This window comes from Paraglaciecola sp. L1A13 (genome assembly GCF_009796745.1).
Taxonomy (GTDB): domain Bacteria; phylum Pseudomonadota; class Gammaproteobacteria; order Enterobacterales; family Alteromonadaceae; genus Paraglaciecola.
Window position 1 is genome coordinate 2,063,741 of the sequence record NZ_CP047024.1, and the last position, 17,013, is coordinate 2,080,753.

The window sequence follows — 17,013 nt, forward strand, 5'->3', positions numbered from 1 at the left end:
ATATACAAGCGGCTGATACAAGTTCAGCTTAAAAGAAGCCTAGCGGTGAAGTGCTGTAACTTACTAACAAGTTTTTAGTTTGTTGGTAATGGTCAAGCATCATCTTGTGCGTTTCACGTCCAATACCTGATTTTTTATAGCCACCGAAAGCTGCATGAGCAGGGTACAGGTGATAACAGTTTGTCCATACTCTACCAGACTCTATCCCACGGCCCATTCTATGCGCTAAGTTTGCATCTCGCGTCCAAACACCTGCACCTAAACCATATGCACTGTCATTTGCTATCGCTAAGGCTTCTTCTGGTGTTTTAAACGTGGTGACCGAGATTACGGGGCCAAAAATTTCTTCTTGGAATACCCGCATCGAATTGTCACCTTTTAGAATAGTAGGTTGAACATAGAAACCATTGTCGATTGATTCGTTTAGTTTTTCAGTAAAACCACCAGTAAGCACTTTCGCGCCTTCGTTACGGCCTATGTCGATATAGCCCATGATTTTATCGAACTGTAACTTAGAGACTTGCGCACCGACCATAATAGAATCATCTAACGGATTACCCCGGACGATTTTTTTGGTTTTCTCTAAAACCAATTCCATAAATTCATCGAAAATATCTTCCTGCACTAACGCTCGCGAAGGGCAGGTGCAGACTTCACCTTGGTTAAAAAAGCCTAGGGCGAAGCCTTCAGCACATTTCTCAAGGTAGTCATCTTCGTAATTGGTAATATCTTTAAAGAAGATATTAGGTGATTTACCACCTAGCTCAACTGTTGAGGGGATCAAATTTTCAGCAGCACATTTTAAAATATGTCCACCTACAGCGGTTGAACCAGTAAACGCAATTTTTGCAATCCGGGTACTTGTTGCTAACGCTTCACCTGCTTCTTTACCGAAACCATTAACAATGTTTAATACGCCGGGTGGAATTAAATCAGCAATGAGTTCAGCCAATACCAATATACTGGCAGGAGTTTGTTCCGCTGGCTTAAGGATAATACAATTGCCCGCAGCTAACGCCGGCGCGAGTTTCCAAGCAGCCATTAGAATAGGAAAGTTCCATGGAATAATTTGACCAACTACGCCAAGCGGTTCATGAAAGTGATATGCAACTGTGTCGTCATCAATTTGTGAGAGCGTGCCTTCCTGTGCTCGAATACAACCAGCGTAATAACGGAAATGATCGACGGCTAACGGTACATCGGCATTTAATGTTTCACGGATTGGTTTACCGTTATCCCATGTTTCAGCTACCGCTAACATAGTGAGATTTTCTTCTAATCTGTCGGCTATTTTAAGCAACATGTTAGAGCGATCTTGAACCGATGTTTTGCCCCAAGCTACTTTGGCTGCATGGGCTGCGTCCAATGCTAATTCGATATCTTCTGCGCTCGAGCGGGGAATTTCACAAAAATCTTTACCTGTTACCGGCGTTAGGTTTTTAAAATAAACGCCTTTTACTGGGGCTACCCATTCACCACCGATAAAATTTTCATACCGTGCTTTAAAATTTATTACAGCATCAGCGCTGCCGGGGTTTGCATAAATCATAGTGTACCTCGTATCATTGACTGAAAAGTTCTGCGATTAGCTTGGTTGAACATCAGACCCAAAAGGGTGAAAGCCAATGCGTTATTCTTGTTGCTAGAATAGAGGTAACGAGTGCATGGGCGCTATGCTCCCTTTGCACAGAAAAACTCATACTTTAGAAGTAATAACTAGGTCTATAGGGGGCGTGAGGGCAGAAATAGAGGAGGAGGGAATACCCGTAAACTTAACGATTACATTCCTCCGGTTAACATTCTCGTCATCAGTATTTGCAACCTTGCTGGTTGATAGGTGTATTACTTCAACCTAATCCAATACGTGAATAATTAAGAACGTAAATTAATCCGGCATGTTATAGATAAATGAAAAAGAAAACCCTCGCTAATTACGAGGGTCCAAAAGTTTAGCGGTTACGGTTGATAAGCCAACCGAACCTTATAAAGACATAAATGGTTTATCCAATTTAAACTAATGTTTTTTCCAACGTTTTATCACCGTTAAATAATTCAAATATTTTATTGTTAAGGGTACTGTTGCCTACTACGTAGGCGAGGGCACTTGCCACATCTTCTCGGGTAATGGTCATTTTATCTTTGCTATCAGGCTTTGCCGATTGAAAGCCGCTCTTTGCGTCATCATCGGTTAAACTGCCAGGGCGTATGATGGTGTAAGTCAGGCCGCTTTGAATAAGGTGTTCATCTGCCATATGCTTCGCTACCAAATACGGTTTCATTTTGTCCGAGCCTTGCGCAGGGTTGTCAGCACCAATTGAACTAACCATAACAAAATGAGATACACCGGCATTTTTGGCGTAATCTGCGGCTTTGCATGCTGCCCATAAGTCGATGAGCATGGTTTTGTCTGCGCCTGTGCTGCCGCCGGAACCTGCACTGAAAATAACCTGATCGCAGTCTTTGAATGCGTGACTAAAATCTTGCTCTAAATCACCCTCAACGATAGTCAACTTATCGTCGATAATGTCTGCTAACTTAGACTTATCTCGTACTAAGGCCACTACTTTTTGACCATTATTAAGCATTTTTTGAGTGGTCATTTTGCCAATTTGTCCACTTGCACCTATGATTAAAGTCTTATTCATTTGTCATTCTCCTAAAGTCTAATATTCCTCGTGTAAACAAACCGCTTATGCTGACGGTATGATTTTATTGGGCTGAACATATTTTTGCTCATTGGCTAATAACACTGGGGTCTTATAATTTCATTTCAATGATAAAGAGGTTATTAGCGTTTGTACGCTGATATATGCGATAAAGAACATAGGGAAGAGGAAAATAATTTAATCGGGTGGTTAATACACATTTTGCGCTTTAAATAAGCAGATAGTTTATGTAGTAGTAAGTAAACGCAAATTCCCATGCGAAATACTTGTTTTTTAATACGCTGCCCCAAGCTCTATTATTAGTGCCAAGAAGATGTACCGTAATAAGTACAGTTAAGAAAAGAAGTAACGTTAATTCAAAAGGAAAACCTATGAAAATAAATCTTTCAGGTCACCATGTAGATTTAAGCGATACCGTAAAAGAACACGTCGACGAAAAATTTTCTAAGTTAGCATCTCATTTCCCAACGCTAATTGCTTTGGATATCATTATTTCAAAAGAACATGGCGAGTATGTTATTGAGATAACCACTCAATATGAAGGCACTCGGATCTCTGCATCAGCTGAAAATTCTGTGATGTATCCCGCAATTTCTAAGGCAGCCAAAAAGTTGGATGCGGCACTGAAACATCGCAAAGGTCAGTTGAAAGGTGATTTACATAAAAAACCTGAATGTACTACACCTGATATAGCCCACGAAATTATTCAAGAAATGGATTTAACCTAGTCCATTTCGTTTATTAAATGAAATTAATGTAGCCGCTCAATTGAGCGGCTTTTTTGTATGCTAAGTGAAGCTGCAAACCTATTAGGTTGAGAAAAATAGGCCCCTGGTTGAGGGCAAGATAATTTAAATGGCAAGTGATAACTCGATTAACTTAGTTATTTTTTTGCTGCTTGATAAGTGCACATATGATCATTACTAATCCACAAAATGCGCCAAACAAATGAGCATTAATTGCAACATTCGCGTCGATTAAAACCGCTACACTATTACTTGCTCCTGCTATCTGTTCGTTGGCTATTTTCGCCCAGACCCCGGCCATTAATATCCATCCGCTTACGAGTCCGTGTTTTATATCTTGATATGCGCCCCATACAAATATGCCGTGCAACACGCCTGAAAGCCCTACGTACCATTGCAATTGAGGGTCTAAATAATAAATGCCGGTACTGACGGCAATTCCACAGATACAGATCATCATTAAGTAGTGCAAGGTTTGGTAATACTGACCGTGAAGGGTCCATAAAAGAACGACAGCGGCAAGGTTGAGTAATAAGTGATTCAGATTAGTATGTAAAAAATTCCCGGTCAGTAATCGCCACCATTCACCTTGTCCAATTGAGTCTCGGTCAAAGGCAAGCCACATGTTACTGGTAGGCTCAGCAATATATAGCATAGTGGCTATCACGCATACGAGTATGGGGCCGAGGGAATGTGTCCATGCGTAGGGCAGTCTTAACATATTAAAGGGACTCTCAGATCGGGATGAAATATTAAGGGTTTGAAAGACGTCATCTTACCCAGATGTGTTGGCCATGTCATGAGTGTGGCTAGGACACTACATGAAATAGGATTTGCGCATATAAATAATTGATGTATATGCCTTAAAGGAACGACGAATGACATAATTTGTTTCATGATCATACTATGATCTGTTCGCGAACCTTCATCTGTTAAAAATTACTCTTTAGCTGATTAGGTAATAATCGATTGATTTGTTGCCTAACATCGCAAAACGACCTCGAACAAAGAAGGGGGATGTGGTTAAGATGGATGATCGAATTAGTGGATTACACGTTGTTTAAATTAAAATGGTAAAGTGGTGTGTGGTACCCACACAAGAAGTTGAGGGTAGTTACAGATCACTAAATGTCCATTTTACGTATACTCAAAGTTTGATAGAGGCAATGTATGCCAAGCGTATTTTTCATTATAGCAACGACTGATGAGCAACGAAGGGGCGCAAGTTATGCAAATTAAATACATGATGTCAGCAGATATAGTCACGATAAAAATGGATGACACATTAGCGCAAGTCATAGGTTTGTTTGAGCACCATAATTTCCATCATTTGTTAGTTGTGGAAGAGCTCAAGTTAGTGGGTGTACTATCGGATAGAGATCTCTTAAAAGCCATCAGTCCTACACTGGGCACCTCTGCAGAAACTGCCAAAGACGTAGCGTGTTTGCACAAGCGAGTACACCAAGTGATGACCCGTAATCCGGTAACCTTATCCGCTGAAAGTGGCCTGTTGTTAGCGATTAAAACCTTTAATCAATACGCTGTGTCGTGTTTACCTATTGTTGATGAAGACAACCGTCCTGTTGGTATCTTGAGTTGGCGCGATATATTCAAATTTATTGAAAGTAACCAATTAAATAAGCATGCCTAATATCATTTTTCGACACAGGTATACGGCGACCTAAAAGAAATTGAATAGTATGTATATTAAACAGGGTCTAAAGTTCAATGAATAGCCTTAACGCAGATCTTTTGCGCGGGCAATAGCTTTGGCGTGCTTAGGATTTACATGCAGTACCTTGAAGAGGCTAATATTAGTGCCTCCCGTGTTGCCTTCGGGAACCTAACCGACGGCCGTTTTTGTAAACGCCTCGGCTATACGTATAATTTGGCCGATAAACTCTTTTTTATTCGCTTGGCGCCTAGCCCAAAGTAACATTAAGACATGCACCTTCGTATGTCAGTACGTTGACTGCTGACCTAGTATGTGAGCGTTTTCTAAATGGATAAACTCTTGTTGAAAGTCTGAATTACTTCGAAATTTATGGGACAAAACAAGTTCTTTCAAAATACTAAACCGAATATTCTCGTTAAATCGTCCATTCATTTATGCCACCTTTTGCACGTTACCTGAAAAGTACGTTACGATAATTGGGTCGTTTTGTGCAAGACAAAATCTTGACACTGATTAAGTGTTAGGAACGCTTTCAAACCTGTTGTTAAAGCTAAATGAAATGCCTTTACTTTTTTTCTCAATGAAAGTTCTAAAACTAGATGGTGAATATGCAATATCTTACGTTTTCGGTCTACACGGCAGTCCATTCTAGCGACCAATTGTGCATCCCACAGTATCGGCAATGAAAAATAGCCATACTGCCTTTTTGTTTCAGGTAAATAACACTCGAGCAAATAATCAAAGTTGAATAGGGCCTGCATACGTTTACGTTGTATTAGCAAGTTGTCAAACGGCGATAGAATATGCAACTTTTTGCGTCTTAGGGGCATATTCAACGAATCGAGATGCTCAGAAAGGCAAAAGTAGCGTTTACCGGCAACATCGAGTGCGATTAATGCACCTTCCTCTTGCATAACATTCAGATGGTGCTGAATGCTTATTTTAGTATTCTTACGTAAATAAGCGATTTCAGAGGCTTGACCTATTCCATTAGCTTGTAAAAAACGGGTGATTAAAAAACGTGAGTATTCTTCTTGGCTTGGCAGTAACGTATTGGCGCTATCAGGTAATACGCGTTGAGTAAGCTCGTAAACTTTATGAAAATTTTCTCGTCTTATTATCATCAAATCACCCTGCATGAACAGGTACTCTAATGCTTGCTTAGCAGGTTTACTCGACCAATCAGCTGGTTTGGTTTTTTTTAAACTACTAGGGGCATTATCGAAGTCTTTTGCTTTTAAGGGCCCTTCATTGCTTATGCGCGAGAGTACTTGAGCCATCAGTTTTGGATTGCGCGGATACCAGTGATCCAGCTCTCCTGATTTCAAGGCGGTTTTGCGCACAAGCGTAAATCGATAGTCGCGCATCGGTAAATAGGCAGCTGCGTGAGACCAATATTCAAATACCTGTTTTTGTTCGACGAGTTGTTCAAGATGATGCGGCTGATATTTGGGGTTACGATTCCATAATGTGTGGTGATGAGCACGCTCAATCGCACTGATGGTATCTATTTGCACATAACTCATCGCTTCAAGTGCATTTAAAGTTGCAGTGATTGCATTACCTTTAGGGGGCGTAGTAGGGAGCCGCTGGGCGTGTAAGACTAATTTTCTGGCTTGTTGTAGGGATAATGATTCAGCCATGTTCACTCTATATGGTCACTGGATATAAATGCCTATGCACAATTATTAATGTAATAAAACTGTACAGCAGTTTGTAGAACCAGATTAAAGGATTGTTACGTTAGGCAGGGGTCGAGAACCTAATGTTATTCAACGCTGACTTCGTCAACTTTCCAGCCATCTTTGGTACGTATTAGTTTCACCACACGTAAATCTTTGATAATTTGACCGTTTAAGGTGCCCTCAAAAAACAATGAAACCGTGGCTTCTTTAGCAAATTCATTTCGCCCAGCATTAGCAGCTTTAGGTTTAATTTCGACTTTATCGTATGGCATGTTTAATACGTGACGCTGCACGTTACGATTGATTCGGTACGATTTCATTAATCGGGATAGCTTCGGACTAGCAAATTTCAATGCACCATTCAAATTTTTATCTTCGTATATATGAGAGAAAAATTCCACGGCTGCGTATTCAGGAATATTATTGTCCATCATGCCATATTTACCAGCACCGGTACTTTTAGGGCCATCACAGGCGCTAATAAGGAATAGGGAAAACAATAAGACAAGCAAATGTAGCGGATGAAGTAATGTCATGAAGGCTCTGCAGATAAAGGTATGGCAGAGGCAAGTGTACCTGCGTTCGGTACAAAGTAAAAGAGAGGCAAAATGCCTCCCTTTACAGAAATTCAAGCAGACTTAAATATGCCTATTGAACTTCTTCTGAATCGCCAAATTCACCGGCGAACAATGGACTACTCAAATAACGCTCAGCGGCGCTTGCGAGTAATACAACGATAACTTTGTCGGCGTTTTCTGGTTTTTCTGCCCAGCGCTTGGCTGCTACTACTGCTGCACCAGAAGAAATTCCTACTAAGATCCCTTCTTCTTTCATCAGTCGATGCGCCATCTCCATACTTTCGTCGTTAGTTACTTGCTCGACGGCATCAACGATGTCTAGATCTAGGTTACCGGGAATGAAGCCGGCACCGATCCCTTGGATTTTATGCGGTCCCGGAGTGAGTGGTAGTCCCGCTTTGGCCTGAGTAATTACAGGTGAATCAGTCGGTTCAACAGCAACTGAAGTAATGGTTTTACCTTTGCTTTTAAGGTAACGGCTAACACCGGTGATGGTACCACCAGTGCCTACACCAGCAACAAAAACATCTACTGTGCCGTCTGTGTCATTCCAGATTTCTGGACCAGTGGTTTTCTCATGAATTTCAGGATTTGCTGGGTTTTCGAATTGCTCAAGCGGAACGTATTTACCAGGGGCTGATGCCATTAGTTCTTCTGTGGCTGCGATAGCGCCTTTCATACCTTTTGCTGCTTCGGTCAATACTAGGTTGGCGCCTAATGCTTTAAGCAATTTACGACGTTCTAAACTCATTGAACTTGGCATGGTCAAGGTGATTTTATAACCCCGTGCTGCGGCCACAAACGCCAATGCGATACCCGTGTTACCGCTGGTTGCTTCGATTAATTCTTTGTCTTTGGTTAATATGCCGCGTTTTTCAGCATCCCAAATCATATTGGCGCCGATACGACATTTTACACTGAAACTTGGATTGCGGGATTCGATTTTTGCATAGACGTTGCCGCCAGTAACACGGTTTAATTTAACCAGTGGTGTTCTACCGATAGTGAGGGAATTGTCGTCATAAACTTGCATATATTTTCCTTTCTGGTGTCGTGATGGTGCCTAATTGGATACGCCTTTATAGCTCAAACGTAAATTTGTACATTTTAGTTAATGGCACTTATTGTCTAATACCGTAGGTCTGTCGATTACCTTCTGCATAAGGTTACTAAGGTTAAGGCGAGTTGGCCAAATTCAAAGTGCTATTTCGCTATATCTTATGGAAATAGTTAACACTAAGAATTATTCATTGGTAATTGACCTTATCACAGGGTTAACTATTGCATAATTAATGACAGTTGTGAGCGTTGCTGGTTCAGTCTTGAGCGCTATTCAAAGTAACAAACAATGTCTAGGCGATTATGCCGTCTTTTAACCTAAATTATATACTGAGGTATTGATGTCTTTTAATGGAACGAGTAATTATATTGCTAGCGATGAGCTGCGACTTGCCGTAAATGCTGCGATCACCCTAGAACGTCCCCTATTAATAAAAGGTGAGCCCGGTACGGGTAAAACCATGCTGGCCGAAGAGTTAGCGGGGAGTTTAGGCACGGAGTTAATCCAATGGCATATAAAATCGACCACAAAAGCGCAACAAGGTCTATATGAATATGATGCGGTATCGCGTTTACGGGATTCACAGTTAGGTGACGATAAAGTCCACGATATTAAAAACTACATAGTCAAGGGCAAACTTTGGCACGCGTTTGAAAATGGCAATCGTCCTGTTTTATTGATTGATGAGATTGATAAAGCTGACATTGAGTTTCCAAATGACTTGTTGCAAGAGCTCGATAAAATGGAGTTTTTTGTGTACGAAACCCGCGAAACGATAAAAGCGATTCAGCGACCCATTGTGATTATTACTTCCAATAATGAAAAAGAATTACCCGATGCGTTCTTACGCCGATGTTTCTTCCATTATATTCAGTTTCCTGATCAGCAAGAGATGCGTCGAATCGTTGATGTACATTTCCCTACCATTAAAAAAGACTTGTTGAATCAAGCGTTAGAGTCATTTTTCAACCTGCGCGATATTCCTGGTCTTAAGAAGAAGCCTTCTACCTCCGAGCTATTAGATTGGTTGAAACTTTTGGTCGCCGAAGATATCTCACCAGAAGCACTGCGTGAAAAAGACAATAAAAAATCCATTCCTCCGCTATACGGTGCGCTTTTGAAAAATGAGCAAGACATTCATCTTTTTGAAAAACTGGTATTCATGGCGCGTCGCTAATGTTGGTAGATTTCTTTTTTAAATTGAGGGAACACCAACTTAAAGTCAGTTTGAGCGAATTGATGGATCTGCTTAGTGCGTTGCAAAAAGGTGTGGTTTTCGCGGACGTTGAAGCTTTCTACTACTTAGCACGCTTGTGTTTGGTAAAAGATGAAAGCCAGTACGATAAGTTCGATCGTGCCTTTGCAGATTATTTCGAAGGTGTGCAGCAAATTGATTTGTTCGGTAAAGACATACCTGAAGAGTGGCTTCGCAAAGAAATTGAACGTCATTTTAGCGAAGAAGAAAAAGCGAAGATCAAGGCTCTTGGCGGGCTAGATGAGTTGATGAAAACCTTGAAGGAGCGTCTTGCTGAGCAGGAAAAGCGCCATCAAGGGGGCAACAAATGGATAGGCACGGGCGGCACATCGCCCTTTGGCGCCAATGGTTATAATCCTGAGGGTGTTCGTATAGGTCAAGAAAACAATCGTAACTTTTCCGCAGCTAAAGTGTGGGATAAACGGGAATTTAAAGACTTAGCGGGTAATGTCGAGTTGGGTACGCGGAACATTAAAGTCGCCCTTAGAAAATTGCGTAAATTTGCTCGCAGCGGCACCAGTGAAGAACTTGATATGCCTCATACTATTGAAGGCACGGCCAAAAATGCTGGATTGCTTGATATCCAGATGATGCCAATTCGGCGAAATGCTATTAAAGTGTTGATGTTTTTTGATGTGGGTGGCTCAATGGATGCTCATATAAAAGAATGTGAAGAGTTATTTTCTGCCGCCCATACGGAGTTCAAACATTTAGAATATTTTTATTTTCATAACTGTTTGTACGAAGGCGTTTGGAAAGACAACAAGCGTCGTGGCAAAGAAACCATGTCAGTGTTTGACGTTATTCATAAGTATGGCACTGACTACAAAGTTATTTTTGTGGGCGATGCCACTATGGGTCCTTATGAGATAACGTATCCGGGTGGCAGCGTAGAGCACTGGAATGAAGAGCCTGGTGCTGTATGGATGGGGCGTATTTTGCAACATTTTAAACACGGTATTTGGTTAAACCCCCAGCCGCAACAATATTGGAATTACTATGCGTCTATCGGTATTATGCAGGAAATAATGGAACAGCGTATGTTCCCGTTGACGATTGACGGCCTCGGGGATGCAATAAAAGCGCTACATAAAAAATAAACAAAGGTGGGCGCGTGAGCGAACCAACAATATCATCAGCAGAACACGTGCCCAATGACCAGCCACAATTAAGCCAACACGAAACGCGTAATATCGTTACACCCTATGCCTTCCATGTGTCGAAATCTCTGTTTGGAACACCACTGGCTCGCCCGCTCAAGCGTGGCATCGCGCTTTTAATCGATGTAGCCTTAATCAGTTTACTTAGTCAGGCCAGCGATGTGCTTCTTGCGTTAGTCGCCGCAATTACATTTTTTAGAGCAGGTAATCGGCTCAAGCAAAAGAAGCGTTTTAATTTAGCCCGCATCTCATTAAGGTTTATTACTGCCATATTGGTATTTTTGATTGCATCGAAAGGCATTGAATTTATCCAGAGTGTCCTCAATACTCCCGATAAAAATCAGCAAGTTCGTTCACAGTTGGTCGAAGAGGGCGAAATTCGCGACTTCACACTAGATAACACAGAAGATTTGGCCCTAATTGGTTTAACGGCTAAGTATCTGCTTGAAACCAGAAATGTTGCCAAAGATATTGAATTTGGCAAGTGTATTGAACCTCTGACGTGTTGGACGGACGTTGGCCAAAAACTCGCTCGAGATCTTGCCTCTTTGCCCCTTAGTAGAGAAGTAGTGGAAAACGTTCTTATAGAGTACAGGGATGCGGTGGGCGATGATTTGAGTGTGCAACAGCAAGCACAACTTGAAGTGGCCATGACCCAAACATACGAACGACTTTATCAACCAGCTCAAAGCGATAGTGTGAGCATGGACAGCGGTAATATGGAATTTGATACCACTCATAACGCCCAAAAAACCGATGAAAGTGAAGCCCAAAACGCTACGGGCGGTGATAATAGTGTTGCAACAGATAATGAAAAAACAGATTCTTTTTTAACCACATTAAGTGAAGTTGAAGCCCCAGAAACCCAAGACAGCTCGTCGCCGAGTATTCTTGCTTGGGCACAAGGTATTGCAACGGATCTTGGTCTTGGATTTGGTTGGGCCGCCTTTTATTTCAGTATCTTTACTGCTTGGTGGACGGGGCAAACCCCAGGGAAACGAATACTCGGTATTCGGGTTATCAAGTTAGATGGGAGTAGCCTGAATTTATGGGAAAGTTTTGGTCGATATGGTGGTTATGGTGCTGGATTTGCGACCGGTTTACTTGGTTTTTTACAGATTTATTGGGATCCCAATCGACAAGCCATACAAGATAAAATATCGGAAACATTAGTTATCGATTTACGTAAAGAGAGAGTACCTTTTGAACCAGTCCCTGCTTCTCCAGGATATGTATCACCCGAAAACGTACTATCAGACAAAGAGTAATTTTTAAGTGGCCAACCGATTAAATCAGTTATTAAAGCACTGGCGCGCCAGTAAAGAAAGTCAGAAATGGGTGTTAGCGACGATTATAGAAACCGATGGTTCGTCTTATAGAAAGGCTGGCGCCATGATGATGATCAACGACATGGGCCAGTACTATGGCTTACTAAGTGGTGGCTGTCTTGAGTCCGACATTATGCTACAAGCTCGGCGTTGTTGGGATACCGGACATAACCGTATCGTTGAATATGATATGCGTGAAGAAGAAGATTTGGCGTGGAAACTAGGTATTGGTTGTGGCGGTATGGTGCGTATTTTGTTGCAACCTGTGGCCGAGGAAAACAACTACTTACAGCTCGACAATCTATATGCTCTTTTAGAGGCCAATGAGGCCGCTGAGTATTGTCAGGTTGTCGACCAAAAATTGCCAAAAAACACCTTAAGTATGGCAGCGCCCTCGGATCGGCCAGTCGCTGAATTAGGTATATTTAAACAGGTTCTTAAACCCGCTCCACATTTAGCGGTATTTGGTGGAGGCGTTGACGCGCGTCCGGTAGTCGCTATTGCAATGCAGCTTGGGTGGCAAATAACGTTAGTTGACCCACGTACTAGTTATGCACGAGATGGGCATTTTGATGCCAGCGTCAACCTAGTCCGCCACCCGATAGATTCCCTTAGCCAAAGTGCATGGCTACAGCAAATCGATATGGCGCTGATTATGACGCACAATATTAAACTTGATGCGCAATCTTTGGCATTAGTGCAAAGTAGCGCAGCTAAATATGTTGGTATGTTAGGGCCGGTACATCGTACTGACAGAGTGTTAGATTTGCTGCCTATCAATAGAGATCAATTAACGAAGCCCTTGGCCAATCCGGTTGGGTTGCGCTTAGGCGGTGAATTACCCGAATCGATCGCACTGTCGATGCTATCTGAGGCCCACGCTTTTATAGAGCAACAAGATGGTCAGTCCATTAGTGGTATATTGTCGTAATGAAAGTAGCGGCTTTAATGCTGGCAGCAGGCCAGAGTAAACGTTTTAACGGAATTAAGCAGCTTGCTGAAATAAATGGCCAGCCGATGTTGTTACATACCCTTAATCATCTGACAAGCAGCGGCGAACTCCTCGATAAGCTTTGGGAGTTTAATATTATTCTGGGCGCTCATGCCCAACAGATTAAACATATACTGCCTTCGTATGTTACTCCGCTGCAATTTATTGAATGGCAAGACGGTATGGGTGCAAGTCTGGCTTTTGGCGTGAAGAATGTTCATAGCGAGTCATCCCATTTATTAGTGACTTTAGCTGATCAGGTAGCGATTAGACGTGAGCATGTGGAAATTATGTTGCATCATTGTACTCAAGCGCCAGGAAAAATAATTGCCGCCCGTTACGATAAAGTATTAGGTGCACCTGTCATATTTCCCAGATGTTATTTTGCACAGTTATTGGCGCTCGATGCTGATACAGGGGCGCGAAAGATACTACAACTGCACATAGATGATGTTGTTGCGGTTGATATTTCTAGCGCACAGTATGATATCGACACACAAGTAGAACTCGCCGCTTGGCGAGACTCAGCTGATTAAGACCTAGCATTAATCTATAACACCGTATCACTACAATGGAGCGTTAAATGATTCGTTTTAACTTAAATAATAAAGCCGTAGAGGTTGATGTTGATCCCAACATGCCCTTGTTATGGGTGCTGCGGGATATTTTAAATATGACTGGCACAAAGTTTGGTTGTGGTATGGCTCAGTGCGGTGCATGTACGGTGCATCTTGACGGTCAACCCATTCGCTCTTGTGTCATGCCGCTTTCGGCAATAGCTGATAAAAACATCAGCACGATTGAAGGTCTATCAACCGATGCTAGCCATCCCGTGCAACAAGCATGGCTTGAACACAACGTGCCTCAGTGCGGTTACTGCCAGTCAGGCCAAATAATGAGCGCGGTGGCACTTTTAAATGAACATCCTAACCCAGATGATGAAACTATTGATAATTACATGCAGGGCAATATTTGTCGCTGTGGCACTTACCCCCGCATTAAAGCAGCGATTAAAACTGCAGCGAAAAACACCCGAAGTGCCTTCGACTATTCTTTAGCGAAAGACGTAGGGGCGCAAGTATGAGCAATCCTAAGCAAATAAAATCAGTCAGCCGTCGAGATTTTCTTCGTTATACCAGCCTCACCGGTGGAGCATTTGTTTTAGGAGCTGTGCTACCTAGCTTCTCACCTGTATGGGCCAATGCCGCCACTGCAAATGATACATCGAACACTCTCAATTTATTTGTCAGTATTGATGACGACAGCACAGTAAATATTGTGTGTCATCGTAGTGAAATGGGACAGGGCGTCCGCACGGGTATACCGCAGATTGTTGCCGACGAGCTATGTGCTGATTGGTCAAAGGTGAATGTGGTACAAGGTCTAGCCGACGAAGCTTATGGTAGCCAAAATACTGATGGTTCACGCTCGATTCGCCGCTTTTATACTACCATGCGCGAAATGGGGGCCACGGCAAGAGCCATGCTTGAACAAGCCGCTGCACAAAAATGGTCTGTGCCCGTTGCTGAAGTATTTGCCGAAAATGGCATGATTGTACATAAAGCATCAGGTAAAACGTTGAGCTTTGGTCAACTTGCCAGTGCTGCCGGTCAGATTACACCGCCCGAGATAAAAGACTTAACCTTTAAATCTCCTGAGCAATTCAAGCTGATTGGTAAACCTATTACTTCGGTTGATTTACCCGATGTATTGATCGGCAACACCACATTCGGACAGGACATAAAACTCGATGGCATGCTTTACGCTAGTATCGAGCGCTGCCCGGTAGTAGGTGGCAGTGTTAAAGCATTTGATAAAGACGCGCCTTTAAAAGTGGCTAACGTTTTGGCCGTCGTGGAAATGCCTAAGCAAAGTTTACCTGTGTTATTTAAAAACCTTAATGGGGTAGCAGTATTAGCGAGTAACACCTGGTCAGCATTGCAAGGTCGACAGTCGTTAAACGTCACATGGGATTTAGGAGCCAACCAAACTCATGATTCAGAAGCTTATCTAACGGAGCTTAAACAGCGGATCGTGACCAAAGGCAAACCATTTCGTCAAATCGGAGATGCTTACAAGGCGTATGAAAGTTCAGATCAAACGCTTGAAGCTACCTATACCTTACCTTATTTGGTGCATGCTCCAATGGAGCCACCGGCGGCGACAGCTGTTTTTAAAGACGGCTATTGTGAGGTTTGGGCATGTACTCAGACGCCGCAATCAACTCAACAAAATGTTGCAGGGGCGCTGGGCATAGATAAAAGTAAAGTGAAGGTGAATGTTACGTTATTAGGAGGTGGATTTGGGCGTAAGTCTAAACCAGATTTTTCTGTCGAAGCGGCTGTATTAGCCCAAAAAACGGGTAAACCAGTGAAGGTCGTTTGGAGCCGGGAAGACGAAATTCGCCACAGCTATTATCACGCAATCAGTGCTCAGCATTTTCAAGCGGGTATAGACGCAAATAATCAGGTGACTAGTTGGCTACAACGTACTGCGTTTCCTAGTATCAGTTGGACATTCACAGGCACCACTGATGAGCCCCAGAATAATGAGTTGTCATTAGGTTTTGGCGATTTACCATTCGATATTGATAATTTGTCGTGTGAAACACACAAAGCTCCTGCCCATGTGCGTATCGGCTGGATGCGCTCAGTATGTAACATTCAACACGGGTTTGCTATTGGTTCATTTGTGGATGAATTAGCAGAAAGAGTGGGTGTTAGTACCGCGAAAATGTGGCTTACGCTAATTGGCGATGACCGTATTGTTGATCCGAAACCTGAAGGGTTTGATTATGCGAATTATGGTGAGCCCGATGGTGCTTTTCCCATTGAAACCAAACGACTAAAAAATGTGTTGAATGAGCTAATGATTAAATCTGCTGCTGATCAACCGACTGCTGAAAATGAAGGTTGGGGTATAAGTGTGCATCGTAGCTTTGTGTCTTACGTAGCCGTTGCAACCAAGGTTAGAGTAGAAAATAACAAAGTTAGTGTGCTTGAAATGCACTCCGTTATTGATGCTGGCCGTGTTATTAATCCCGATCGGGTTAAATCTCAACAGGAAGGGGCGATGATATTTGGTTTATCTATTGCCTTAATGAGTGAGATCACCTTAAAAGAGGGGGCAATCGAGCAGTCGAATTTTCATGATTATAATGTGCTGCGCATGCATCAAAGTCCGAAAATAGTGACGCATATTATTGAATCAAGTGAAGCACCAGGAGGGGTGGGTGAACCTGGTGTTCCTCCGGTTGCTGCATCGGTAGTTAATGCGATTTATCATGCATCTAAAACACGTATTCGGGCATTGCCAGTAAGTAAACATTTCACGGTGTGAAAATTGCTATAATTGCTATACTAAAAATGTTAAATAAATAGAGTCATGGCGACATCTTGTGTTGCCATGACTTGATGAAAATGCCCTTGGATTGCCATCAGTTTCTTGGTGTTTTGTAACAAGAAAGGGCATAACGTAGAGTCTAGCGACTTGCGCATTTTAATTAAATCGAACTCCAGTAGTACGTCTCCAGCCTGATACGTTTGGCCGATTTTAGCAATGCGCTTAAATCCCTCTCCTAACATTGTGTGACTGTTCATGCCGAGTTGCATGTAAAACCGTAAACCGTTTGTTGCTGTAAGTGCAATGCAATGCCCCGTCACAGGTAATAATGTGACTACACCAGCATAAGGTGCACAAAGCTGATAACCTGCTGGTTCAATAGCAACACCATCTCCATACATACCATGCGTAAACAATGCATTTGGCAATTGCTCAATAGACATTATTTTGCCTGATAAAGGACTATTGACCGGTAATGCTTTTTGGTATGTCTTAGGTGCAGTGGCTTTGACGATAGAGGTAAACAA

At 42.4% G+C, this 17,013-nt stretch carries 16 protein-coding genes and 1 pseudogene; 9 read left to right on the plus strand and 8 right to left on the minus strand.

Going from position 1 to position 17,013, the window contains the following annotated elements; translation table 11 throughout:
• Positions 1-28: 28 nt before the first annotated feature.
• A complete protein-coding gene (locus GQR89_RS08605) occupies positions 29-1,549 on the minus strand; it encodes an aldehyde dehydrogenase family protein (RefSeq protein ID WP_158769667.1) in 1,521 nt (506 codons plus the stop codon).
• Positions 1,550-2,009: 460 nt separating this feature from the next.
• Positions 2,010-2,645 carry an SDR family oxidoreductase gene (locus GQR89_RS08610; RefSeq protein ID WP_158769668.1) on the minus strand — a complete coding sequence of 212 codons (636 nt, stop codon included), beginning with the start codon at positions 2,643-2,645 and terminating at the stop codon, positions 2,010-2,012.
• Between the two features lie 392 nt (positions 2,646-3,037).
• Between GQR89_RS08610 and hpf the strand changes: the two genes are divergently transcribed.
• Complete coding sequence (hpf, locus tag GQR89_RS08615; protein ID WP_158769669.1) at positions 3,038-3,394, plus strand: ribosome hibernation-promoting factor, HPF/YfiA family; 357 nt, start codon at positions 3,038-3,040, stop codon at positions 3,392-3,394.
• A 151-nt stretch (positions 3,395-3,545) separates the two neighbouring features.
• Here the strand turns inward: hpf and rrtA are convergent, their stop codons facing one another.
• Complete coding sequence (gene rrtA / locus GQR89_RS08620; RefSeq protein WP_158769670.1) at positions 3,546-4,133, minus strand: rhombosortase; 588 nt, start codon at positions 4,131-4,133, stop codon at positions 3,546-3,548.
• Between the two features lie 507 nt (positions 4,134-4,640).
• On the opposite strand from rrtA, the gene GQR89_RS08625 reads away from it, so the two are divergent.
• Positions 4,641-5,063, plus strand: a complete 423-nt coding sequence (locus tag GQR89_RS08625; protein ID WP_158769671.1) for a CBS domain-containing protein — start codon at positions 4,641-4,643, stop codon at positions 5,061-5,063.
• Between the two features lie 192 nt (positions 5,064-5,255).
• On the opposite strand, the pseudogene GQR89_RS08630 reads toward GQR89_RS08625, so the two are convergent.
• The 4 genes and pseudogenes from GQR89_RS08630 to cysK form a co-directional block, all read right to left on the minus strand.
• Positions 5,256-5,519: pseudogene (locus GQR89_RS08630) on the minus strand (DUF3703 domain-containing protein).
• A 35-nt stretch (positions 5,520-5,554) separates the two neighbouring features.
• Positions 5,555-6,730 (minus strand): winged helix-turn-helix domain-containing protein, encoded by a 1,176-nt coding sequence (locus tag GQR89_RS08635; protein WP_158769672.1) that lies wholly within the window; start codon positions 6,728-6,730, stop codon positions 5,555-5,557.
• Between the two features lie 125 nt (positions 6,731-6,855).
• Positions 6,856-7,308, minus strand: a complete 453-nt coding sequence (locus GQR89_RS08640) for a hypothetical protein (RefSeq protein WP_158769673.1) — start codon at positions 7,306-7,308, stop codon at positions 6,856-6,858.
• 112 nt (positions 7,309-7,420) lie between these two features.
• On the minus strand, positions 7,421-8,383 hold the full coding sequence (cysK, locus tag GQR89_RS08645) for a cysteine synthase A (protein WP_158769674.1): 963 nt from the start codon (positions 8,381-8,383) through the stop codon (positions 7,421-7,423).
• Between the two features lie 367 nt (positions 8,384-8,750).
• Here cysK and GQR89_RS08650 point away from each other — a divergent pair, with 367 nt between their 5' ends.
• The 7 genes from GQR89_RS08650 to GQR89_RS08680 are packed head-to-tail and all read left to right on the plus strand — an operon-like array spanning position 8,751 to position 16,483.
• Entirely contained in the window at positions 8,751-9,587 is an 837-nt protein-coding gene (locus GQR89_RS08650; protein ID WP_158769675.1) for a MoxR family ATPase, read from the plus strand.
• Positions 9,587-10,765, plus strand: a complete 1,179-nt coding sequence (locus tag GQR89_RS08655) for a VWA domain-containing protein (RefSeq protein ID WP_158769676.1) — start codon at positions 9,587-9,589, stop codon at positions 10,763-10,765. Before GQR89_RS08650 ends, GQR89_RS08655 begins: the two co-directional genes overlap by 1 nt.
• Positions 10,766-10,779: 14 nt before the next feature.
• Positions 10,780-12,093, plus strand: coding sequence for an RDD family protein (locus GQR89_RS08660; protein ID WP_158769677.1), 1,314 nt, complete (start codon positions 10,780-10,782; stop codon positions 12,091-12,093).
• 7 nt (positions 12,094-12,100) lie between these two features.
• The gene (locus tag GQR89_RS08665) at positions 12,101-13,084 is read left to right on the plus strand and encodes an XdhC family protein (RefSeq protein WP_158769678.1); all 984 of its coding nucleotides are present in this window, start codon (positions 12,101-12,103) and stop codon (positions 13,082-13,084) included.
• Positions 13,084-13,680 (plus strand): NTP transferase domain-containing protein, encoded by a 597-nt coding sequence (locus GQR89_RS08670; protein ID WP_158769679.1) that lies wholly within the window; start codon positions 13,084-13,086, stop codon positions 13,678-13,680. The genes GQR89_RS08665 and GQR89_RS08670 overlap by 1 nt, the downstream gene beginning before the upstream one ends.
• 47 nt (positions 13,681-13,727) lie before the next feature.
• Positions 13,728-14,228: a (2Fe-2S)-binding protein gene (locus tag GQR89_RS08675; RefSeq protein ID WP_158769680.1), complete on the plus strand. Its 501-nt coding sequence runs from the start codon at positions 13,728-13,730 to the stop codon at positions 14,226-14,228.
• Positions 14,225-16,483 (plus strand): molybdopterin cofactor-binding domain-containing protein, encoded by a 2,259-nt coding sequence (locus tag GQR89_RS08680; protein WP_158769681.1) that lies wholly within the window; start codon positions 14,225-14,227, stop codon positions 16,481-16,483. The genes GQR89_RS08675 and GQR89_RS08680 overlap by 4 nt, the downstream gene beginning before the upstream one ends.
• Positions 16,484-16,512: 29 nt before the next feature.
• Here GQR89_RS08680 and GQR89_RS08685 read toward each other — a convergent pair whose 3' ends face one another.
• Positions 16,513-17,013 carry a PTS glucose transporter subunit IIA gene (locus GQR89_RS08685; protein WP_158769682.1) on the minus strand — a complete coding sequence of 167 codons (501 nt, stop codon included), beginning with the start codon at positions 17,011-17,013 and terminating at the stop codon, positions 16,513-16,515.